Below are 20,470 nucleotides of genomic sequence, written 5' to 3'. Positions count from 1 at the left end.
CTTTTAGTGCGTCGCTCATAGATAAATCGCCTTGCCTCCGGTCGGAGTCATTCAAGGCTTCGACCATTCGTCACCCGTGCCTGCGGTGACACTCTTTTCCAGCCGCTCGTAGCCCTGTTCCCACAAGTGCTACCGAATTGCTCACAGCTCGTGGGCCGGGGCGCTTGCCAGCCCTGATGGCCATTTAAATCCCCACTCCCTGCGCGTCATATATAGACACATTCCGACGTCGTTTTTAGGAGTTATTGAACGCGCATTCAAATTTAGGCATGGCAATTGCTCTGTCATTACAAAGCCCGTCTCCCACGCGAGAACGATGGCAATAAAAAGAGCCTCCGCCTGAGGCCATCACCCGCTTTGTGTGAGGAGATACCGCGATGACGACGTTCAACTCCGGGGCCCAACCCCAGAACCGTGCGCCTCAATCCATCGGCTTTCTGCTGCTGGACAATTTCACGCTGATTTCTCTGGCCTCCGCAGTGGAACCCCTGCGCATGGCCAACCAATTGTCCGGTCGCGAGCTGTATCGCTGGACCACCCTCACAGTCGATGGCGGTCAGGTCTGGGCCAGTGACGGTTTGCAGATCACCCCCGACGCCTCGATGCACAAAGCCCCGCCAATGGACACTGTCATCGTCTGCGGCGGTATCGGTATTCAGCGCACTGTTACCCGGGAACACGTTTCGTGGCTGCAGAGCCAGGCTCGCCAGTCCCGCCGCCTCGGTGCGGTGTGCACCGGCAGCTGGGCCCTGGCCTGCGCCGGCCTGCTCGACGGCTTCGATTGCAGCGTGCACTGGGAATGCCTGGCGGCGATGCAGGAAGCCTTCCCGCGGGTAGCGATGAGCACCCGCCTGTTCACCCTCGACCGTAACCGTTTCACCAGCTCGGGCGGCACCGCGCCGCTGGACATGATGCTGCACCTGATCAGTCGCGATCACGGCCGTGAACTGTCGGCGGCCATTTCGGAAATGTTCGTCTACGAGCGCATCCGCAACGAACAGGATCACCAGCGTGTGCCGCTCAAGCACATGCTCGGCACCAACCAGCCAAAATTGCAGGAAATCGTTGCGCTGATGGAAGCCAACCTCGAGGAGCCGATCGACCTCGACGAACTGGCGGTGTATGTCGCGGTGTCCCGTCGACAGCTTGAGCGACTGTTCCAGAAGTACCTGCACTGCTCGCCGTCGCGTTACTACCTCAAGCTGCGCCTGATCCGCGCGCGGCAACTGCTCAAGCAAACGCCGATGTCGATCATCGAAGTGGCGTCGGTCTGCGGTTTCGTGTCCACGCCGCACTTCTCCAAGTGCTACCGCGAGTACTTTGGCATTCCGCCGCGTGATGAGCGCGTTGGCTCCAACACTACCCAACAAGTGGCGATGATGCCGCTGCCGCAAGCGCTGGTGCTGTCGCCGCTGTCCGGGCCGTTGTCGGCGCTGAGCCAGGCGCGTAACGAGTCGACGTTTGCCAGCGTAAGGCTCTAGACCGAGGCGTTTTCATCGCGAGCAGGCTCGCTCCCACAGTTGACCGAGTTCCAGCAGAGGAATGCGGTCGAATGTGGGAGCGAGCCTGCTCGCGAATGGATTTATCGGCCTGTGTGGCTTTGCTGATACTCCGCCAGCGCCGGCAACAACTGCTTGTCGATCGCCTGGCGCACCGCCGGCAGGATGGTCGCGCTGCTGGTGTACATCTGCTTGACCATGGTCCGCAGGGTCATCGCCCGTACATCGTTCAAACCCCGTACCGCACACTCGCAGGCTTGCTCTGCGGTGGCGCCGGTGGGCACTTCGAAACCCAATGACTTGAGCTGGCCCAACAGGTCTTCCTGGTCTATCAAATCGGCGTGCATCATGACGCAATCCTTCTTCAGGGAACGGTGTCGTGGTTCGATTCTGGTGGGGGTACCGGGTGTCGGCAAGGGCGATTTGTCGCAATGGCTCAATTGGTTATGAGCATGTCGTTTTCGGCTAACCTGGCCCGCAGGGGAGTAGGCACACTGGACTCAGCTCGCTTCACGAAGGTTTGGTCACCCTCGCATGGCAGCTCCTCAACAGTACCCTCTGCCTCGATCCTGTCACGGCTTGGTCGGGGCTTTTTTTGCCTGTGAATCAGTGGGCTTTGTGTTGATTGATGTACCGCCTTCGCGAGCAAGCCCGCTCCCACATTGGTTCTGTGAACGACATAGATCAAATGTGGGAGCGGGCTTGCTCGCGAAGAAAGATGACGCGGTCTAGCGCTGCAACACCAGGATCCGTGACAACAGCTCATCCCGGTCGACATAGCAGCCCTGGAAATGCCGTGCCCCGGTGGCAGGGTCGAAGGCGTTGCGGGCATGCAGGGTGCGGCGGTTGTCGAAGCACCACAGCTCGCCGGGATTGAGCCGCTGCATCAACCTGAATCGAGGCTCGCGGGTCATTGCGATAAAGCGCCGGTAGGCCTCATACAGCCTGGGCATCTGCTCTACCGAGGCATCGAACGGCCCGCGCAGAAAGTTCGCCATGCGGATTTCCGATACCTGCCCCAGGGCATCCAGGGCAATGATCGGCGCGAGACAGCGGTAGTCGCTGTGACGGTCCTTGTTGCGAAACTCCACGGGGATTTCGCAAAGGCTTTTGAAGGATTCAGGGTGTTCCCGGCGCAAGGCGTCGGCAATGGCAAAACCATCGACAAAAATGCTCTCGCCACCCTCGGCGTCATTGACCAGGCAATGCAGGAATTGCAGCCCCGGTTGCAACTCCCGGGTCGGCAAGTCGCTGTGCAGCGGCAGGTTGAAGGCGGTGTAGGCGTTGCTGTCGGCGTCGGCCTTGGATTGCACGTTGAACAGCACGCCGAAATTGCTCTCGCGGATGAAGGAAATCCGTTGGGCGATGAGCTTCAGGGAACCGGGTTCGGTGGGCACGCCACGGACCTGGGTCAATCCGACATCCCGCACCGCCAACAACCATTGCAGCAAGGCGTCGGAGTCGTTCATCAGCGCTTGATACTCGAACACCGGCAACTGCAAATCGCTGTGCCAGAGCCTGGCTACAGGCTTGCGCTGCTGGCGCTCGGCGCGGGATTCATCGTCATAGGCGTGGGCGCGCAGCCAGCCTGGGTCGAAGCGGCTGCGGTGGCCGTCCTGCCAGGCAACCGCCAGGCAGCCATCGTTGTCGATACTGGCGTTCTCGGGCATCAGATCCTGAGTCACATCGACGATTTCCAGCACTTGCTCGCGGGTCACCGTGTAGACGCACTGCGGGCACGGGCAATTGTCCCGTAGCCATTGATGGTGGAAAGGGCTGACGCGATCGTCGGCCCACTTCACCAGAACACGGTCCGCCAGGGTCTGCACGCCAGTCAGCGCGCTGATCAACGGATAGGTACGAAAGTCGGCAAATGCAGCGGCGGTGTTCATGGCGATCTCCTTGTTATTTTTTTGGGGGTAATGCGATCACTCGGCCAATGTACGCAGGTGCTGGCAGGTCCGCCTGTTCGGCGACGATGGCTTGCAGCCGGCTCAGGGACTGCTCGCTGAACGGTGCCGAACGCGGCCCGGCGAGATCCACGTGCAGCAGCATCTGTTCGTTGCCTGCAAGTTCCTGGGCGTCACCGACCAGATGCAGGCTGTGATAGAGGTGCACGCGCTTGCTGTCGTGGGCAATGATTTGGGTATGCACCTCGACTTGGGCGTCGAGCTTCACTTCGTGCAGGTAGTTCAGGTGCAGTTCGAGGGTGAACAGCGAGTTGCCGCTGGCTTCCCGGCTGTTGCTGTCCAGGCCCAGGCGATCCATCAGCGCGTCGGTGGCATAGCTGAAAATCAGCAGGTAGAAGGCGTCGCGCAGGTGGCCGTTGTAGTCGACCCAGTCGGGGATGATGGTGGTCTGGTAGGTGGTGAGGGTGGGCATGATGTTAGTTCCAACATTGATGGTGACTGGACTGCCGCTTTCGCGAGCAGGCTCGCTCCCACAAGGACCGCGCATGACTTGTGGGAGCGAGCTTGCTCGCGAAGGGGCCGGGCCTGCTGACTGATTACTCGCTGAAGGCCATCCCGTGCTTCTCTTTGGTGGTCTTCACCGCCTCCAGCACTGCCAGCAGGCAGTCATCACGATAGCGCTCCAGCGCCGAAATGCTGTGTTTACCCAGTTGATCGCTGGTGCCATCGACCACGTCGTCGATCAGCTTGTCGGTCAGTTCCGGTGCCGGCAGGTAAGTCCAGGGTAACTGCAATGCCGGACCAAACTGCGCCATGAAGTGGCGCATGCCGGCATCGCCACCGGCCAGGGTGTAAGTCAGGAACGTGCCCATGAACGACCAGCGCAAACCGGCGCCGAAGCGGATTGCATCGTCGATTTCGCCGGTGGTCGCCACGCCGTCGTTGACCAGGTGCAGCGCTTCGCGCCACAGCGCTTCGAGCAGGCGGTCGGCGATGAAACCCGGGACTTCCTTGCGCACGTGCAGCGGGCGCATCCCCAGGGACTCATAGACTTTCATCGCCGCTTGCACCGCTTCCGGTGCGGTGTTCTTGCCGCCGACCACTTCCACCAGTGGCAGCAGGTAAACCGGGTTGAACGGGTGACCGACCACGCAGCGTTCCGGGTGTGTGGCGCTTTCGTAAAACTCGCTCGGCAACAGGCCGGAGGTGCTGGAGCCGATCAACGCATTGGGCTTGGCCGCCGCGCTGATTTTGCTGTGCAGGTCCAGTTTCAGTTCCAGCCGTTCCGGGGCGCTTTCCTGGATGAAATCGGCATCGCGCACGCACTCTTCGATGGTCGCGACAAAGCGCAGGCGATCCTGCGATGCACCCGGTGCCAAACCTTGTTTTTCCAGGGCGCCCCAAGCGTTGGCGACACGCTTGCGTAGGGCCGCTTCGGCACCGGGAGCCGGGTCCCAGGCCACTACATCCAGGCCATGGGCGAGGGCGCGGGATACCCAGCCGCTGCCGATGACACCGCTGCCTAACGCTGCGAAGGTTTTGATTTCGGTGATAAAGCTCATGGTGATTTCCTGAATTTGGCTCGGAAAAAACTGTGGGAGCAAGCCTGCTCGCGATGACGTCGGTACATCCGATGCATCATTTGAGGCAGGTAAACCGCTATCGCGAGCAGGCTCGCTCCCACAGGGGGAAAGTTGTTTAGGCTCAACCGCGTTTTGTCAGGCCCATTTTCTTGCGGCCTTCCGCCGGCGTCAGGACGCGGGCACCGAGGCGGCTGAGGATTTCCGTGGCGCGCTCGACCAGTTGGCCGTTGGTCGCCAGCACGCCCTTGTCCAGCCACAGGTTGTCTTCCAGCCCGACCCGCACGTTGCCGCCGAGCAACACCGCTTGTGCTGCCATCGGCATCTGCATGCGACCGATACCGAAGCCGGCCCAGACCGCGTCGGCCGGCAGGTTGTCGACCATGGCTTTCATGGTGGTGGTGTCCGCCGGCGCACCCCAAGGGATGCCCAGGCACAGCTGGAACAACGGGTTGTCGAGCAGGCCTTCCTTGATCATCTGCTTGGCGAACCACAGGTGGCCGGTGTCGAAAATTTCCAGCTCGGCTTTCACGCCCAGCTCCTGGATGCGTTTGGCACCAGCACGCAGTTGCGCCGGGGTGGAGACGTAGATGGTGTCGCCGTCGCCGAAGTTCAGGGTGCCGCAATCCAGGGTGCAGATTTCCGGCAGCAGCTCTTCGACGTGGGCCAGGCGGGTTAGCGGGCCGACCAGATCGGTGTTCGGGCCGAACTCCATCGGGTTCTCGCCAGCGCCGATTTCCAGGTCGCCACCCATGCCGGCGGTGAGGTTGACGATGATGTCCACGTCCGCCTCGCGGATACGCTCCATCACTTCGCGATACAGCGCCACGTCACGGCTGAACTTGCCGGTTTGCGGGTCGCGCACATGGCAGTGAACCACGGTGGCGCCAGCCTTGGCGGCTTCCACGGCGGCGGCCGCGATCTGTTTCGGGGTGACCGGCACGTGTGGGCTCTTGGCGGTCGTGTCGCCAGCACCGGTGAGTGCGCAGGTGATGATGACGTCGTGGTTCATTTGGCGGTTCCTTACAGGCGAGTTTTTGGTTTTGGCCAGGCGTAGTGATCCCGTTCGCAGCCCGTTGGGGCTGCGAGACGGTGGTTCGTTCGGGTTTATTTACTGGTCAGTTGCAGGTTTTCAGCGGCCGGTTTGCCATCGAAGGTGGTCACGCCTTCAAGCCAGCGCTTTTTGTCCTGCGGGTGATCCTTGAGCCATTGCTTGGCCGACTCGAAAGCGTCCTTGTGATCCAGCAGAGGCTGCATCATCCGGCTCTCGTCTTCGGCGGTGAACGTCAGGTTGCTCAGCAGGCGACCGACGTTCGGGCATTGTTCGGCGTAGGTCGGTGCGGTGACGGTCCACACGGTGGCCTTGCCTTCGTTCGGGCCGAGGGCGTCGTCGCTGCCGGTGAGGTAGGTCATTTTCACGTTGACGTTCATCGGGTGCGGCGCCCAGCCGAAGAACACCACGGCTTCGTTGCGACGCACGGCGCGATCCACCGCCGCGAGCATGCCCGCTTCGCTGGACTCGACCAGCTGGAATTTGCCGAGGCCGAACTGGTTCTTGGAGATCATTGCCTTGATCTGGGTGTTGGCGCCCGAGCCAGGCTCGATGCCGTAGATCTTGCCGCCCAGTTCTTTTTCGAACTTGGCGATGTCGGCGAAGGTTTTCAGGCCCTTGTCGGCGAGGTAGGTCGGCACGGCGAGGGTTGCGCGGGCGTCTTGCAGGCTTGGCGCTTCAAGCACCTTGACCTGTTTGGCGTCGACGAACGGGGTGATGGTCTGGGTCATCAGCGGGTTCCAGTAGCCGAGGAACAGGTCCAGACGCTGATCGCGGATCCCGGCGAAGATGATTTGCTGGGAGGCGCTGGTTTGTTTGGTGCTGTAACCGAGGCCATCGAGCAATACCTGGGTCATGGCGCTGGTCGCGATCACGTCGGTCCAGTTCACTACACCCATGCGCACGTTCTGGCACGCGGCGGGTTCGGCGGCCATGACACTGGCGCTCAGCAAAGCGGTACCACTGAGTGCAAGAACACAGCTGCTGATCAGTCGTTTCATCTCGGGTTCCTCGGCAGTTCGTTTATTGTGAGTTCCGGTGTCTGATGCGCCGGTGATGCCAAGTTACGCAGCTAAGCGCCCATGAAAGCGCACTGCGGCGACTGACTCTTGCACTGCAGCGACCTGTGCTCTTGAATGCCGCGAGCAACAGGCGTATCAACGTCCTCACGCTACCGGCAACCGAGTGCGCTCCATGTCCCAGGATTTCTACTTCTTGTTGATGCCGGGTTTCTCGGCCATCGGGTTTATCTCGGCCATCGAGCCGTTGCGGGTCGCCAACCGCTTTCGCGGCGAGCTCTATCGCTGGCATGTGCTGAGCGCCGACGGTGGGGCGGTGCTGGCCAGCAACGGCATGTCGGTCAACGCCGATGCGGCGCTGGAACCGTTGAAAAAAGGCGCGACGCTATTGGTGGTCGCCGGGTTCGAACCGCTGAAATTCGCCACCCCGGCGCTGGAGCACTGGCTGCGTCGGTTGGACAACGAAGGCGTGACCCTCGGCGCCATCGACACCGGCAGCTTCATCCTCGCCGAGGCGGGTTTGCTCGACGGCCATCGCCTGACCCTGCACTGGGAAGCCATCGACGCCTTCAAGGAATCCTATCCACAGCTCAGCGTCACCCAGGAGTTGTTCGAGATCGACCGCCGGCGCATCACCTCCGCCGGCGGTACCGCTTCCATTGACCTGATGCTCGACCTGATCGCCCAGGCCCACGGCCCCGAGCTGGCGATCCAGGTCAGCGAACAATTCGTGCTCGGCCGCATCCGCCCGCGCAAAGACCACCAGCGCATGGAGGTCGCCACGCGTTATGGCATCAGCAACAAGAAGCTGGTGCACGTGATCGGCGAGATGGAGCAGCACAGCGAACCGCCGCTGAGTACGCTGGAACTGGCGGAATTGATCAAGGTGACGCGGCGGCAGCTGGAGCGACTGTTTCGGTTGCACCTGAACGACACACCGAGCAATTTCTACCTGCGCTTAAGGCTGGAGAAAGCCCGGCAGTTGCTGCGCCAGACCGACATGAGCGTGCTGGAAGTGAGCATTGCCTGCGGGTTTGAATCGCCGTCGTATTTCACCCGCAGTTATAGGGCGAAATACGAGCGGTGCCCACGAGAGGATCGGCGTACCGCCAAGGCATAACCACCCGCAGAACCCTTGTAGGAGCGAGCTCTGCTCGCGAAAAACGCCTGGGCGACGCGTTCATTCAGGCAACACGCGTAATCGTTAACGTCCATCGCGAGCAGAGCTCGCTCCTACAGGGTTGAAGGTTACTTTTTCAGTAACGCCGAGCAGGCAGCCTTATAAGCCTCATGCTGATATTTGTTCAGCGTCCCCGGCAGTTCGACATTGTGCTTCTTGACCTGCGCATTGATGGCCTGCGGCGACAGCAAGGTCACTTCGCAATTCTCCAGCAACTGGAAAACCCCTTCGATCTTGAACGTGGTCGGCCCACCGGCGAATTCGCCTTTCTTGCTGCGCTTCTTGATCGCGATGCGGTCGATGGAATTCTCACGGATAAACGAAGCGACCTGAGCGGCAAACACTTTGACGTTGGCGGCTTCGTCGTCATCGTCCAGGGCAATTTTCTTGGTGGCGATCGCGACATGGCTCAAGGCCTGACCGTTCAGGGTGGCCACGGCGATGATCGCTTCGCTGCCTTTGATTTCGATGCCGCAGACTTTCATGTTGAATCCCGTTAGTGACAGAAGGTGAGCAGCTTACAACTCAAGCTGACTGGCGTTGATGCCGAATGCCGCAGCGATTTTTTCGCGGGTGGCCTTGCGAGGCTTGGCGACTGTTTCTTGCTGGGCGAAAGCCGGCTGGGTAATGCCCATGCGTTTGGCCACTTCGTCCTGTGTAAGATTCAAGTGTTCGCGCCAGGCGCGGATAGGGGTGGCGCCATCGACAATACGGCTCACCACCTCGTGAGGAATAAGGTCGGGCTCGATTTTCTGCGCGATGTATTGCGCGTAGGGAATGACGACGAACGCGGGATTGCCGTTTTCGTCATTGATGATCTGAACGTCAGTAGGTGCGTTCATCGCGTTTTTTGACCTCTTGAATACTGACCACTTTGATCGCGCCATCCCAATTGAACATGACCCTGTAATTACCGACACGCAGTCGATAAGCGTAGTCATGACCAACCAGTGCCTTGACCTGACTTACGTCGGGCATGTCAGCGAGCGCCGTGATGGCATCACGAACCTGAATCTGGTGAACGGAATGCAATCTCAAGAGTTGCTTAACGGCCTTTCGAGTCCAGTGAATGCTGTTCATGGAAGAATATAAGTCTTTTATAAGATTTGCGAATCTTTACTTATATTTTTTGGCTGGCCAACAAACAAATCTTGTCAGGCTATTGCGCCGATAGGAGCGTCAACGCTCCTATCGGCAAGGACATGTGGGATTGGTCTGGGATAACTGTGGGAATAGTCTTTTTTGAGGGTGATAGCTGATGGCGCTACCCGTTTTCGCCGGTCGAATCAGGATTACTCCTGCCCAATCGACTCCAAAAACTCCGACCGTTCGTCACTCATTCGCGCAATGCAATCATTCTGGGCAATGGTGAATGCCTTACTGCCACTGGTGGCCGGGAAGGCTTCGACGGCGCAGTCGGCGTCCCGGGTCTTGAGCCATTGCTGTTGGGCGGTCTTGAGCTTGGCCGTGATGTCGGCCAGTTGCGACGGGCTTTTGCCGTATTGCGACTGCATGCGATCGGTCAGGCCCTGGAAGTTTTCCTTGAGCAGGTCTTCGGCGGTGGTTTTGCTGAAGGCCGAGCACTCGAGGGTCTGGACGTCGTTTTCGACTTTGTCGCACGGGTTGTCGTCGGACTCCTGCGCTGCGTGTGCGCCGGTCGCAATCAATGCCAAAGCCAGAAGGATGGATTTCATTCAGGTCGCCGCTCTATTTCAGTGATGCGGCGAATTCTGGCCCAAGCCGAGGGCCTTGAACAGGTCGGTGATAGTGCCTGACTACGACCCTTTGTCGCGGATTGACGCTTTCGGCAAACCCCCTGTCGTTTTTGCACCCGGTTGCCTCGGTCCTCAGGCATATGCTGGCCCCAAAGCGCCGGCAGACGATTCGGCGCATGAATCGCTAATAAGGGGACAGCCTGATGAGCCCAGCCGAATTGCACGCCGACAGCATCGTTATCGACGGGCTGATTATTGCCAAGTGGAACCGTGAACTGTTCGAAGACATGCGCAAAGGCGGTTTGACCGCAGCCAACTGCACCGTGTCGGTGTGGGAGGGCTTCCAGGCCACTGTCAACAACATCGCCGCCAGCCAGAAGCTGATCCGCGAGAACAGTGACCTGGTGATTCCGGTACGCACCACCGCCGACATCCGCAAGGCCAAGGAGCAGGGCAAGACCGGTATCCTCTTCGGCTTCCAGAATGCCCACGCCTATGAAGACCAGATCGGCTACGTCGAGGTGTTCAAGCAGCTGGGCGTCGGTATCGTGCAGATGTGCTACAACACCCAGAACCTGGTGGGCACCGGTTGCTACGAGCGCGATGGCGGCCTGTCGGGCTTCGGTCGTGAAATCGTCGCCGAGATGAACCGTGTCGGCGTGATGTGCGACCTGTCCCACGTCGGCTCCAAGACTTCCGAAGAAGTCATCCTCGAGTCGAAGAAGCCGGTCTGCTACTCCCACTGCCTGCCGTCGGGGCTCAAGGAGCACCCGCGCAACAAGTCCGATGAAGAACTCAAGTTCATTGCCGACCACGGCGGTTTCGTCGGCGTGACCATGTTCGCACCGTTCCTGGCCAAGGGCATCGATTCGACCATCGACGACTACGCCGAAGCCATTGAATACACCCTGAACATCGTCGGCGAAGACGCCATCGGTATCGGCACCGACTTCACCCAGGGTCATGGCCAGGATTTCTTCGAATACCTGACCCACGACAAGGGCTACGCCCGCCGCCTGACCAGCTTCGGCAAGATCATCAACCCGCTGGGCATCCGCACTGTGGGCGAGTTCCCGAACCTGACCGAGACGTTGCTCAAGCGCGGCCACTCCGAGCGTGTAGTGCGCAAGATCATGGGCGAGAACTGGGTCAACGTTCTCAAGGACGTCTGGGGCGAGTAAGCCGCAGCACTTCTGATTCTTTTCCCCCCGGCCATCCGCGCCGGGGGCAATACCAAAATTCTTCTGGAGTTAAGTTTCCATGGCCAAGATCGCCCCGCAATTGCCTATCGAAGTCGACAGCGAAACCGGTGTCTGGACCTCTGACGCCCTGCCGATGCTGTATGTGCCGCGCCACTTCTTCGTCAACAACCACATGGGCATCGAGGAAGTGCTGGGCGCCGAAGCCTATGCCGAAATCCTCTACAAGGCCGGCTACAAGTCCGCCTGGCACTGGTGTGAAAAAGAAGCCGAATGCCACGGCCTGGAAGGCGTCGCGGTGTTCGAGCACTACATGAAGCGCCTGTCGCAGCGTGGCTGGGGCCTGTTCAAGATCCAGGACATCGACCTCGACAAAGGCACCTGCAGCGTCAAGCTCGAACACTCGGCGTTCGTCTACGTGTACGGCAAGGTCGGGCGCAAGGTCGACTACATGTTCACCGGCTGGTTTGCCGGCGCGATGGACCAGATCCTCGCCGCTCGCGGCAGCAAGATCCGCACCGTGGCAGAGCAAGTCTACGGTGGCTCCGAAGAGGGCCACGAAGACGGCTTGTTCACCGTCAAGCCGTTGTAAGTCGAGGAACCCGCCATGGCTTTCGAAGCAATGTTCCAGCCAATTCAAATTGGCAAACTGACCATCCGTAACCGCGTGCTCAGTACCGCGCACGCCGAGGTCTACGCGACCGACGGCGGCATGACCACCGATCGGTACGTCAAGTATTACGAAGAGAAGGCCAAGGGCGGGATCGGCCTGGCGATTTGCGGCGGTTCGTCCGTAGTCGCCGTCGACAGCCCGCAGGAATGGTGGAGTTCGGTGAACCTGTCCACCGACCGCATCATTCCGCACTTCCAGAATCTGGCCGACGCCATGCACAAGCACGGCGCCAAGATCATGATCCAGATTACCCACATGGGCCGTCGCTCCCGTTGGGACGGCTTCAACTGGCCGACGCTGATGTCGCCGTCCGGCATACGTGAACCGGTGCACCGCGCTACCTGCAAAACCATCGAGCCGGAAGAAATCTGGCGGGTGATCGGCAACTACGCGCAAGCGGCGCGTCGCGCCAAGGCCGGTGGCCTGGACGGCGTCGAACTGTCGGCCGTGCACCAGCACATGATCGACCAGTTCTGGAGCCCTCGGGTCAACAAGCGTACCGACGAATGGGGCGGCACCTTCGAAGGCCGCATGAAGTTCGGCCTGGAAGTGCTCAAGGCCGTGCGCGCCGAGGTGGGTGACGACTTCTGCGTGGGCATGCGTATCTGCGGTGACGAATTCCACCCGGACGGCCTGTCCCATGAAGACATGAAGCAGATCGCCAAGTATTACGACGACACCGGCATGCTCGATTTCATCGGCGTCGTGGGTTCGGGTTGCGACACCCACAACACCCTGGCCAACGTGATTCCGAACATGAGTTATCCACCGGAGCCGTTCCTGCACCTGGCGGCCGGTATCAAGGAAGTGGTCAAGGTTCCCGTGCTGCACGCGCAGAACATCAAGGACCCGAACCAGGCCACCCGCATTCTGGAGGGCGGTTACGTCGACATGGTCGGCATGACCCGCGCCCATATCGCCGACCCGCACCTGATCGCCAAGATCAAGATGGGCCAGGTCGACCAGATCAAGCAGTGCGTCGGTGCCAACTACTGCATCGACCGTCAGTACCAGGGCCTGGATGTGTTGTGCATCCAGAACGCGGCGACCTCCCGTGAATACATGGGCCTGCCGCACATCATCGAGAAAACCACCGGTAAAAAACGCAAGGTGGTAGTGGTCGGTGCCGGCCCGGCGGGGATGGAAGCCGCTCGTGTGGCTGCCGAACGTGGCCACGACGTGACCCTGTTCGAGAAGAAGGAATTCATCGGCGGGCAGATCACCACGGCGTCGAAAGCGCCGCAGCGCGACCAGATCGCCGGTATCACCCGCTGGTATCAGCTGGAACTGGCGCGTTTGAAAGTCGACCTGCGCCTGGGCACCGCGGCGGATGCGCCGACCATCATGGACCTGCGTCCGGATGTGGTGGTGCTGGCCGTTGGCGGTCACCCGTATCTTGAACAGAACGAACACTGGGGCGCGGCCGAAGGCCTGGTGGTCAGCAGCTGGGACGTGCTCGATGGCAAGGTCGCGCCGGGCAAGAACGTACTGGTCTACGACACCATCTGTGAGTTCACCGGCATGTCGACCGCCGACTTCCTGGCCGACAAGGGCAGCCAGGTCGAGATCGTCACCGACGACATCAAGCCTGGTGTGGCGATTGGCGGTACGTCGTTCCCGACCTACTACCGCAGCATGTACCCGAAAGAAGTGATCATGACCGGCGACATGATGCTGGAGAAGGTCTACCGCGAAGGCGACAAGCTGGTGGCGGTGCTGGAAAACGAATACACCGGCGCCAAGGAGGAGCGGGTGGTGGACCAGGTGGTCGTGGAAAACGGCGTGCGCCCGGACGAAGAAATCTACTACGCGCTGAAGGAAGGCTCGCGCAACAAAGGCCAGATCGACGTCGAAGCCTTGTTCGCGATCAAGCCGCAGCCTTGCCTGGAGCAGAGCGGCGACGGTTACCTGCTGTTCCGCATCGGTGACTGCGTGGCCCAGCGTAACGTACACGCGGCGATCTACGACGCGTTGCGGCTGTGCAAGGATTTCTAAGAGCTTGCACATAACCCTTGTAGGAGCGAGCTCGCTCGCGATGAGTTTGAAGGCGCCGCGTTCTTCCAGACCGCACGCGCCATCGTTAACGCCCATCGCGAGCAAGCTCGCTCCTACAGGGAGTCGAGCAAGGCATTCAGGTAGTTAAGCCCGAGGTCTTTGGGAGCTTCACCATGTTGAACACCCTTCTTCCAATCCTGCTGTTCGCTGCCCTGGGCCTTGCGGTTCTGGGCGCATTGCGGCGGGTAAACATGTGGCGCCGGGGCCGGGCCTCGAAGGTCGACCTGATCGGCGGCCTGTTTGCCATGCCCAAGCGCTACATGGTCGATTTGCACCATGTGGTGGCGCGGGACAAATACATTGCCAATACCCACGTCGCCACGGCTGGCGGTGCGGTAGCGTCCGTCGTGCTGGCGATTCTGGTGCACGGTTTTGGCCTGCATAACCGCTTTCTTGGCTATGCCCTGTTGTTGATGTCGGCGGTGATGTTCGTCGGCGCGATCTTTGTTTACCTGCGTCGGCGCAACCCGCCGTCGCGCCTGTCGAAAGGCCCGTGGATGCGCCTGCCGAAAAGCCTGCTGGCGTTCTCGGCCTCGTTCTTCCTGGTGACCCTGCCGGTGGCCGGGATCCTGCCGGAAAACTTTGGCGGCTGGCTGGTGGCGGCGATTCTCGGGGTTGGCGTGCTGTGGGGCGTGTCGGAGCTGTTCTTCGGCATGACCTGGGGCGGGCCGATGAAGCACGCCTTCGCCGGTGCCCTGCACCTGGCCTGGCACCGTCGCGCCGAACGCTTTGGCGGTGGTCGTTCCACGGGGTTGAAACCGCTCGACCTGAACGACCTGAGCGCGCCACTGGGCGTGGAAAAACCCAAGGATTTCACCTGGAACCAGTTGCTCGGCTTCGACGCCTGTGTGCAGTGCGGTAAATGCGAAGCGGCGTGCCCGGCCTTCGCTGCCGGCCAGCCACTGAACCCGAAAAAACTGATTCAGGACATGGTCGTCGGCCTGGCCGGTGGCACCGATGCGAAGTTCGCCGGCAGTCCATATCCGGGCAAAGCCATTGGCGAACACGCCGGTAACCCGCATCAGCCGATCGTCAACGGCCTGGTGGACGCCGAGACCCTGTGGTCGTGCACCACCTGCCGCGCCTGCGTCGAGGAGTGCCCGATGATGATCGAGCACGTCGATGCCATCGTCGACATGCGCCGTCACCTGACCCTGGAAAAAGGCGCGACCCCGAACAAGGGCGCGGAAGTCCTGGAAAACCTGATCGCCACCGACAACCCGGGCGGCTTCGCGCCGGGCGGGCGGATGAACTGGGCGGCTGACCTGAACCTCAACCTGCTCAGCGAAAAGAAATCCACCGACGTGTTGTTCTGGGTTGGCGACGGTGCCTTCGACATGCGTAACCAGCGCACCCTGCGTGCATTCGTCAAAGTGCTCAAGGCGGCGAAAATCGACTTCGCCGTGCTTGGCCTCGAAGAACGCGACAGCGGTGACGTGGCGCGGCGCCTGGGCGATGAAGCGACCTTCCAGCTGTTGGCCAAACGCAACATCCAGACCCTGGCCAAATACAGTTTCAACCGCATCGTTACCTGCGACCCGCACAGCTTCCACGTGCTGAAAAACGAATACGGCGCCTTCGATGGCAACTACCTGGTGCAGCATCACAGCACCTACATGGCGGAAATCATCGATGCTGGCGCGCTCAATCTCGGTCAGCACAAAGGCGACAGCGTGACCTACCACGACCCGTGCTACCTCGGCCGCTACAACGGCGAGTACGAGGCGCCGCGTCAGGTACTGCGCGCCCTCGGGATTGAAGTGAAAGAAATGCAGCGCTCCGGTTTCCGCTCCCGCTGCTGCGGCGGTGGTGGCGGCGCGCCGATCACCGACATTCCCGGCAAGCAACGCATTCCCGACATGCGCATGGAAGACATCCGCGAAACCGGTGCCGAACTGGTGGCTGTGGGTTGTCCACAATGCACCGCGATGCTTGAAGGCGTGGTCGAACCGCGTCCGCTGATCAAGGACATTGCCGAACTGGTGGCTGATGCGTTGCTTGAAGACGCTGCGCCCGCCAAGACACCCGTCAAGCGCGAACCTGCGGAGGCCCACTGATGAGCGACATTATCCGCCGCGACCCGCGGGCCGAATGGATCGCCCGCAACCGTCTGCACCCACTGCACGCGGCCATGCAACCGGCGCAACACAGCTGGATGGGGCCGAACGGCGTCATCCGCAAGAATCCCCACGGGATCGGTTTTATCGGCCCCAACGGCATCAAGCGCATCGATCGCAGCGGCGCCCAGCAGGGCGGGGCGACTAAACGCTCGGCCGCCGTCGAAGTGCAGTTGCCATTGCATCAGGTGGCCGCGCCGGCGTTCTACATCAGCGTGGTGCCGGACATGGTCGGCGGTCGCTTGAGCAGTCACGACCGCGACCTGCTGGGCCTGGCCCATCAGTTGGCGGGCAAGGACGGCGCAGTGCTGGCCGTGGTGTTCGGCGAGCACAAGGAAAACGCTTTCGCCACGGCAGGCGTCGACCGCCTGCTGGTGCTGGAAGGCGAAGAATTCAACGGTTATGCACCGGAGCAACGGGTCCAGGGCCTGCGGGCTGTGGATAACCAGTTCAGCCCGCGTCACTGGTTGCTGCCGGACAGCCGCAGCGGCGGCGGTGAACTCGGCCGGCGTTTTGCCGCGGCACTGGGCGAGCGCCCGGCCACGCGGGTCTGGCAGGTCAAGGATCAGGAGTGCATCGGTCGCGCCGGCGCGGGTCTGCAAGACCTGGCCCGTCCGCTGGCACGACTGATCCTGGCGGCTGCCGAGTGCGCCGAACCGGTCAGCGAAACCCGTCATGAAGTGTTGCCGGTTGAGTTATCCACAACCATCGCGCGCAGTCTGTCGCGCATCGAAGACCTGGGCGCGGTGGCGGTGGACCCGGCGGCGATTCCGATGGCCGAAGCGGAGTTCATTTTTTCCGGCGGCAACGGGGTCAAGGACTGGGGACTTTTCCACAGGACCGCCGAAGCCCTCGGCGCCACCGAAGGTGCATCGCGGGTGGCCGTGGACGACGGCTTCATGGCCCGCGACCGTCAGGTCGGGGCATCCGGCACCTGGGTCACGGCACGGGTCTATGTGGCGGTGGGGATTTCCGGGGCGATCCAGCACCTGCAAGGCATTGGTGCCTGCGACAAGGTGGTGGCGATCAACCTCGACCCTGGTTGCGACATGATCAAGCGTGCGGACCTCTCGGTGATCGGCGAGAGCGCGGAGATTCTTCAAGCCTTGATCGAGGCGGTAGAGGCTTACCGCAACGACGCCAAGCGCGATGCGGCTTAAGGGAAGGAAAGGGTTATGAGCACGAAAATCATCAGCCTGGTGTCCATCGGCGCCCACCCGACATCCGGTCGGCCGCGTCGCGCGGAACAGGATGCGCGGGCAGTAGAACTGGGCCTGCAACTGGCTGGGGATAACTTGCAGGTGCTGCATGCTGGCGACATTGCCGAGCCTGCCTTGCGCGCTTATCTGGGCATGGGGCTCGAGCAACTGCATGTGCTGGAGCAACCGCAAGGCGCCGATGCGCTGCCGGCGCTGACCGAGTACCTGCGTGATGCCGGTGCTCAGGTGGTGTTGACCGGCAGCCAGGCGGAAACCGGCGAAGGCTCGGGCATGTTGCCCTTCCTGCTGGCCGAAAGCCTGGGCTGGCCGCTGGTGGTGGGGCTGGCGCAGGTCGAGTCCATCGATGGCGGTTCGGCGCTGGTGCTGCAAGCCTTGCCACGCGGTCAACGTCGTCGGCTGAAGGTACGCCTGCCGTTTCTGGCGACTGTGGATAACGCAGCGCCCAAGCCTCGTCAGAGCGCCTACGGCCCGGCGCGGCGCGGCGTGCTGCAAGCGCAGGACGTTGAAGTCATCGATGATGAACTGCTTGCGGTCGCCAGCCTGCAACCGGCCAAGCCACGCCCCAAGCGCCTGAAGGTGATCAAGGCCAAGAGCGGCGCCGATCGCATGAAAGCCGCAACGGCGAAAGCCAGTGGCGGAGGCGGACAAGTGCTCAAGGGCGTTACCGCTCAAGCTGGGGCTGAAGCGATCCTCAAACTTCTGATCGAAGAAGGCGTGGTTCGCTGACGAACAATCACTGAAGCACCCATGTGGGAGCGAGCCTGCTCGCGAAGGCGGTGTATCAGTCGACATGAATATTGCCTGACCCACCGTATTCGCGAGCAGGCTCGCTCCCACAAGGAAAAGCAATGACAGTTGAATTTCGTTCGGCAGTGCGCGCGGATGCGCGTGAGATTGCGCGGTTGTTCCAGATTTCATCCGAGGGCGCTTCAGATTACATCTGGAGCCAGATCGCAGAGCCCGGCCAGGATCTGTTGGACGTCGGCGCCATTCGCTATGCCCGCGACGACGTGGATTTCTCCTACCAGAACTGCCTGATTGCCGAAGCCGATGGCCAGGTCGTTGGCATGATGCACAGTTACGTGATGCGCCACGACCCACTGGCGGTGCCGACCACCGACCCGGTACTGGCGCCTTACGCCGACATGGAAGTGCCCGACACCCTCTACATCTCCAGCCTGGCCTTGCATGAAGGCTGGCGCAATCGGGGGCTGGGCGTGCAGTTTCTCGCCCATGCCCAAGAGCGTGCCGAACGACTGGGCCTCAATGGCCTTAGCCTGATCGATTATGCCGCCAACACGGGTGCCCGACGCTTTTACGAGCGACATGGTTTCGGGATCATCAAAACCTGCCAGGTCACCCCGCATCCAATGATCCGCGTCACCGGTGACGCCTATCTTATGCACAGGCCCTGAGCTCGATCGAGGGCAGCGACGGTTATCCACAACGCCACGCCCCCTCGTCCCACGTTGACGAGGGCGCTGAGCTACAGTTTTTAATGCGCTGATCAAGGGTGCGACAGGCTTTCGGGAGTTTTCAGACGTTCAGCGCTGACTCATGAACCCTGGTGTTTATGACTGGCTTGAACATGAAGACTTTCGCTCTTCTGGCGTTTTTTGCATCGACCCTGTGGGTATCCACAGGCTTGCTGTCTGCTGCCCCGGCAAACGTGCCTGTCGCGGATCAGGACTTTTATCAGTGGCTGGAGACCGATCAGGGGCGCAACGCGTCCCTGGCGCAGCTGCGGCAACAGTGCGACAAGGTGCTGGATGCCGACCAGCACCTCAGCTGTTCGGTAACGGTCCTGGCCAGGATGTTCGAAACCAAGGCCGCCAACCAAATCCCCGAATACTACCTGGCCATCAAGGGCAAGCATGCCCGGGCGATTGCGGCCGACGCCGACCTGAATGCCCTGTTCTCCACGTTTGGCAGCGAATCACTGGCTATCCTGGCGAAGACTGGCGATTTCTCGGTCAAGGGTCCGGCGCGACATGAGGTGCTTAAGCTCCATCCCTATGCCAATGACTTCTACATCGCTGAACAAGCGCTGCCATTTATCGAGGTCGGAACGGCCAACGGTGTCTCGGCGCGTTTTGTGCTGGACACCGGGGCACCGCAAACCCGGGTCAACATCGAGACTGCGAAACAGATGGGCATCAGGATGTTGCCCGATGCTCATTATCGCTACAGCACGTTTTATGGTGAAAGCGGCTTGGCCGCCAGGTTGGGAATTCTCGGTTCGCTGAAAGTTGGCACCCGTGAGTTCAGGAACGTCCTGGTCTTTGTCAGCGACCGGGATAATTTGTTGGGGCTGGATCTGATCAGCAAGCTGGGGCGCCTGAAGATAACCAGGCAAACACTGGAGCTTGACCCGCCGCCTGCAGGGCGCTGTGATGCGCCAATTGCCTTGAGCCGCCTGGATCTCAACCAGCGGCTGGTCGTTGCCGCACAGCTGGATCGTCGGGCAACGCAGGCCATCATCGATACGGGAAATGTCGACTACCTGACGGCCGCGTCGCCCGGCAGGCAAATCAGCGTGGTGCAGGCGCTGACACCGGGGGGCTCGAACGGTTACAGCGGCGGCAACAGGCACTTTCAACGCTTCACCGGCGTATTGGCCCTGCAAGGCGCCACCCTGGTGGTCAGCTACAAGTATTACCCGGGCTTTACCATCCCGCCGTCGTTGGTGGACGGGCAATACGTCCCGTCGATATTGCTCGGGTGGCGTGGCTTCAAAGACTTCGAATTGAACCTGGACCTGGATACAGGCCACTCATGCCTCAATAAAGTCTGAACAACTTTGGTGTTTACCCACAATCCCTGTTGGTGGATCTGTGGATAACATGTTCGCCCCTCGCTACACCCCATATAGAGCAGGCCCTGCATGGCGTCGTACAAAAAACAACCACCCTGGCTCTTGGTTTTTCCAAGCTTTTTCAAGGGGATAAGTGCTGCCGTTGATGCAGACTTGCCCCCAATCTCTGTTGGCGCTTCTGTGGATAAGATGTTCGCTATCGTCTGTAGGCCTTATAGACAGCGGTGTGCAGGGTTGTGATCAAAAAATGATCAAAAGACGGTTTTGTGCCATCAGCTATCACGCAAACACCGGTTTTCTGCGAGCTTCAGCGGTTTTCCACAGAGCCTGCGAAGTTAACCCCAAAGTCTGTTGGCGCTTCTGTGGATAAGGTGTTTGCCATCCTCTGAAGGCTATGTAATTCGTGGTCTTCAGGTTGTTGATCAAAAAACAACCAG

The 20,470-nt window shown here is 60.7% G+C and carries 20 protein-coding genes; 10 read left to right on the top strand and 10 right to left on the bottom strand.

What is annotated here, in order from left to right; all coding sequences use genetic code 11:
* Positions 1 to 377 precede the first annotated feature (377 nt).
* Positions 378 to 1,481, top strand: coding sequence for a GlxA family transcriptional regulator (locus ACLD1X_RS07750; RefSeq protein ID WP_007975492.1), 1,104 nt, complete (start codon positions 378 to 380; stop codon positions 1,479 to 1,481).
* 101 nt (positions 1,482 to 1,582) lie between these two features.
* On the opposite strand, the gene ACLD1X_RS07745 is transcribed toward ACLD1X_RS07750, so the two are convergent.
* From ACLD1X_RS07745 to ACLD1X_RS07720, 6 genes are all read right to left on the bottom strand, one after another.
* The gene (locus ACLD1X_RS07745; RefSeq protein ID WP_007995656.1) at positions 1,583 to 1,849 is read right to left on the bottom strand and encodes a hypothetical protein; all 267 of its coding nucleotides are present in this window, start codon (positions 1,847 to 1,849) and stop codon (positions 1,583 to 1,585) included.
* 378 nt (positions 1,850 to 2,227) lie between these two features.
* The gene (locus ACLD1X_RS07740) at positions 2,228 to 3,391 is read right to left on the bottom strand and encodes a gamma-butyrobetaine dioxygenase (protein WP_429366809.1); all 1,164 of its coding nucleotides are present in this window, start codon (positions 3,389 to 3,391) and stop codon (positions 2,228 to 2,230) included.
* A 13-nt stretch (positions 3,392 to 3,404) separates the two neighbouring features.
* A complete protein-coding gene (locus ACLD1X_RS07735) occupies positions 3,405 to 3,881 on the bottom strand; it encodes a thioesterase family protein (protein WP_429366808.1) in 477 nt (158 codons plus the stop codon).
* Between the two features lie 124 nt (positions 3,882 to 4,005).
* Entirely contained in the window at positions 4,006 to 4,971 is a 966-nt protein-coding gene (locus ACLD1X_RS07730; protein ID WP_095964145.1) for an L-carnitine dehydrogenase, read from the bottom strand.
* Positions 4,972 to 5,113: 142 nt separating this feature from the next.
* Positions 5,114 to 6,001 (bottom strand): 3-keto-5-aminohexanoate cleavage protein, encoded by an 888-nt coding sequence (locus tag ACLD1X_RS07725; protein WP_103396696.1) that lies wholly within the window; start codon positions 5,999 to 6,001, stop codon positions 5,114 to 5,116.
* Between the two features lie 95 nt (positions 6,002 to 6,096).
* Positions 6,097 to 7,041, bottom strand: a complete 945-nt coding sequence (locus tag ACLD1X_RS07720) for a choline ABC transporter substrate-binding protein (protein ID WP_085716446.1) — start codon at positions 7,039 to 7,041, stop codon at positions 6,097 to 6,099.
* 193 nt (positions 7,042 to 7,234) lie between these two features.
* On the opposite strand from ACLD1X_RS07720, the gene ACLD1X_RS07715 reads away from it, so the two are divergent.
* Complete coding sequence (locus tag ACLD1X_RS07715; RefSeq protein WP_429366807.1) at positions 7,235 to 8,179, top strand: GlxA family transcriptional regulator; 945 nt, start codon at positions 7,235 to 7,237, stop codon at positions 8,177 to 8,179.
* A 128-nt stretch (positions 8,180 to 8,307) separates the two neighbouring features.
* Here ACLD1X_RS07715 and ACLD1X_RS07710 read toward each other — a convergent pair whose 3' ends face one another.
* The 4 genes from ACLD1X_RS07710 to ACLD1X_RS07695 all read right to left on the bottom strand — a co-directional run bounded on the left by ACLD1X_RS07710 (position 8,308) and on the right by ACLD1X_RS07695 (position 9,933).
* Entirely contained in the window at positions 8,308 to 8,724 is a 417-nt protein-coding gene (locus ACLD1X_RS07710) for a DUF3010 family protein (protein ID WP_429366806.1), read from the bottom strand.
* Between the two features lie 33 nt (positions 8,725 to 8,757).
* Entirely contained in the window at positions 8,758 to 9,081 is a 324-nt protein-coding gene (locus tag ACLD1X_RS07705) for a helix-turn-helix domain-containing protein (RefSeq protein WP_429366805.1), read from the bottom strand.
* Positions 9,065 to 9,319 carry a type II toxin-antitoxin system RelE family toxin gene (locus ACLD1X_RS07700; RefSeq protein WP_429366804.1) on the bottom strand — a complete coding sequence of 85 codons (255 nt, stop codon included), beginning with the start codon at positions 9,317 to 9,319 and terminating at the stop codon, positions 9,065 to 9,067. Before ACLD1X_RS07700 ends, ACLD1X_RS07705 begins: the two co-directional genes overlap by 17 nt.
* Positions 9,320 to 9,531: 212 nt before the next feature.
* A complete protein-coding gene (locus tag ACLD1X_RS07695; protein WP_429366803.1) occupies positions 9,532 to 9,933 on the bottom strand; it encodes a lysozyme inhibitor LprI family protein in 402 nt (133 codons plus the stop codon).
* Between the two features lie 224 nt (positions 9,934 to 10,157).
* On the opposite strand from ACLD1X_RS07695, the gene ACLD1X_RS07690 reads away from it, so the two are divergent.
* The 8 genes from ACLD1X_RS07690 (at position 10,158) to ACLD1X_RS07655 (ending at position 20,012) form a co-directional block, all read left to right on the top strand.
* The gene (locus tag ACLD1X_RS07690) at positions 10,158 to 11,135 is read left to right on the top strand and encodes a dipeptidase (protein WP_096514542.1); all 978 of its coding nucleotides are present in this window, start codon (positions 10,158 to 10,160) and stop codon (positions 11,133 to 11,135) included.
* 79 nt (positions 11,136 to 11,214) lie between these two features.
* Positions 11,215 to 11,745, top strand: coding sequence for a DUF5943 domain-containing protein (locus ACLD1X_RS07685; RefSeq protein WP_020796073.1), 531 nt, complete (start codon positions 11,215 to 11,217; stop codon positions 11,743 to 11,745).
* Positions 11,746 to 11,760: 15 nt separating this feature from the next.
* Positions 11,761 to 13,821, top strand: coding sequence for a dimethylglycine demethylation protein DgcA (dgcA, locus tag ACLD1X_RS07680; RefSeq protein ID WP_429366802.1), 2,061 nt, complete (start codon positions 11,761 to 11,763; stop codon positions 13,819 to 13,821).
* Between the two features lie 173 nt (positions 13,822 to 13,994).
* Positions 13,995 to 15,938 carry a dimethylglycine demethylation protein DgcB gene (gene dgcB, locus ACLD1X_RS07675; protein ID WP_429366801.1) on the top strand — a complete coding sequence of 648 codons (1,944 nt, stop codon included), beginning with the start codon at positions 13,995 to 13,997 and terminating at the stop codon, positions 15,936 to 15,938.
* On the top strand, positions 15,938 to 17,158 hold the full coding sequence (locus tag ACLD1X_RS07670) for an electron transfer flavoprotein subunit alpha/FixB family protein (protein ID WP_429366800.1): 1,221 nt from the start codon (positions 15,938 to 15,940) through the stop codon (positions 17,156 to 17,158). Before dgcB ends, ACLD1X_RS07670 begins: the two co-directional genes overlap by 1 nt.
* 15 nt (positions 17,159 to 17,173) lie before the next feature.
* Entirely contained in the window at positions 17,174 to 17,944 is a 771-nt protein-coding gene (locus ACLD1X_RS07665) for an electron transfer flavoprotein subunit beta (RefSeq protein ID WP_150672040.1), read from the top strand.
* 122 nt (positions 17,945 to 18,066) lie between these two features.
* Positions 18,067 to 18,633, top strand: coding sequence for an N-acetyltransferase family protein (locus ACLD1X_RS07660; protein WP_429366799.1), 567 nt, complete (start codon positions 18,067 to 18,069; stop codon positions 18,631 to 18,633).
* A gap of 173 nt (positions 18,634 to 18,806) precedes the next feature.
* Positions 18,807 to 20,012: a retroviral-like aspartic protease family protein gene (locus ACLD1X_RS07655; protein WP_429366798.1), complete on the top strand. Its 1,206-nt coding sequence runs from the start codon at positions 18,807 to 18,809 to the stop codon at positions 20,010 to 20,012.
* Positions 20,013 to 20,470: the final 458 nt, after the last annotated feature.

The sequence above is a fragment of the Pseudomonas sp. 18173 genome (assembly GCF_050432945.1).
In the GTDB taxonomy this organism is placed as follows: domain Bacteria; phylum Pseudomonadota; class Gammaproteobacteria; order Pseudomonadales; family Pseudomonadaceae; genus Aquipseudomonas.
The sequence above is the reverse complement of the archived record's forward strand: the minus strand, read 5'-3'. Positions and strand labels throughout refer to the sequence as shown.

Bases quoted from the DNA above. Each gene is read 5' to 3' on its own strand.
- ACLD1X_RS07750 (WP_007975492.1), top strand. From the start codon at position 378: ATGACGACGTTCAACTCCGGGGCCCAACCCCAGAACCGTGCGCCTCAA.
- ACLD1X_RS07745 (WP_007995656.1), bottom strand. From the start codon at position 1,849: ATGATGCACGCCGATTTGATAGACCAGGAAGACCTGTTGGGCCAGCTC.
- ACLD1X_RS07740 (WP_429366809.1), bottom strand. From the start codon at position 3,391: ATGAACACCGCCGCTGCATTTGCCGACTTTCGTACCTATCCGTTGATC.
- ACLD1X_RS07735 (WP_429366808.1), bottom strand. From the start codon at position 3,881: ATGCCCACCCTCACCACCTACCAGACCACCATCATCCCCGACTGGGTC.
- ACLD1X_RS07730 (WP_095964145.1), bottom strand. From the start codon at position 4,971: ATGAGCTTTATCACCGAAATCAAAACCTTCGCAGCGTTAGGCAGCGGT.
- ACLD1X_RS07725 (WP_103396696.1), bottom strand. From the start codon at position 6,001: ATGAACCACGACGTCATCATCACCTGCGCACTCACCGGTGCTGGCGAC.
- ACLD1X_RS07720 (WP_085716446.1), bottom strand. From the start codon at position 7,041: ATGAAACGACTGATCAGCAGCTGTGTTCTTGCACTCAGTGGTACCGCT.
- ACLD1X_RS07715 (WP_429366807.1), top strand. From the start codon at position 7,235: ATGTCCCAGGATTTCTACTTCTTGTTGATGCCGGGTTTCTCGGCCATC.
- ACLD1X_RS07710 (WP_429366806.1), bottom strand. From the start codon at position 8,724: ATGAAAGTCTGCGGCATCGAAATCAAAGGCAGCGAAGCGATCATCGCC.
- ACLD1X_RS07705 (WP_429366805.1), bottom strand. From the start codon at position 9,081: ATGAACGCACCTACTGACGTTCAGATCATCAATGACGAAAACGGCAAT.
- ACLD1X_RS07700 (WP_429366804.1), bottom strand. From the start codon at position 9,319: ATGAACAGCATTCACTGGACTCGAAAGGCCGTTAAGCAACTCTTGAGA.
- ACLD1X_RS07695 (WP_429366803.1), bottom strand. From the start codon at position 9,933: ATGAAATCCATCCTTCTGGCTTTGGCATTGATTGCGACCGGCGCACAC.
- ACLD1X_RS07690 (WP_096514542.1), top strand. From the start codon at position 10,158: ATGAGCCCAGCCGAATTGCACGCCGACAGCATCGTTATCGACGGGCTG.
- ACLD1X_RS07685 (WP_020796073.1), top strand. From the start codon at position 11,215: ATGGCCAAGATCGCCCCGCAATTGCCTATCGAAGTCGACAGCGAAACC.
- dgcA (WP_429366802.1), top strand. From the start codon at position 11,761: ATGGCTTTCGAAGCAATGTTCCAGCCAATTCAAATTGGCAAACTGACC.
- dgcB (WP_429366801.1), top strand. From the start codon at position 13,995: ATGTTGAACACCCTTCTTCCAATCCTGCTGTTCGCTGCCCTGGGCCTT.
- ACLD1X_RS07670 (WP_429366800.1), top strand. From the start codon at position 15,938: ATGAGCGACATTATCCGCCGCGACCCGCGGGCCGAATGGATCGCCCGC.
- ACLD1X_RS07665 (WP_150672040.1), top strand. From the start codon at position 17,174: ATGAGCACGAAAATCATCAGCCTGGTGTCCATCGGCGCCCACCCGACA.
- ACLD1X_RS07660 (WP_429366799.1), top strand. From the start codon at position 18,067: ATGACAGTTGAATTTCGTTCGGCAGTGCGCGCGGATGCGCGTGAGATT.
- ACLD1X_RS07655 (WP_429366798.1), top strand. From the start codon at position 18,807: ATGAAGACTTTCGCTCTTCTGGCGTTTTTTGCATCGACCCTGTGGGTA.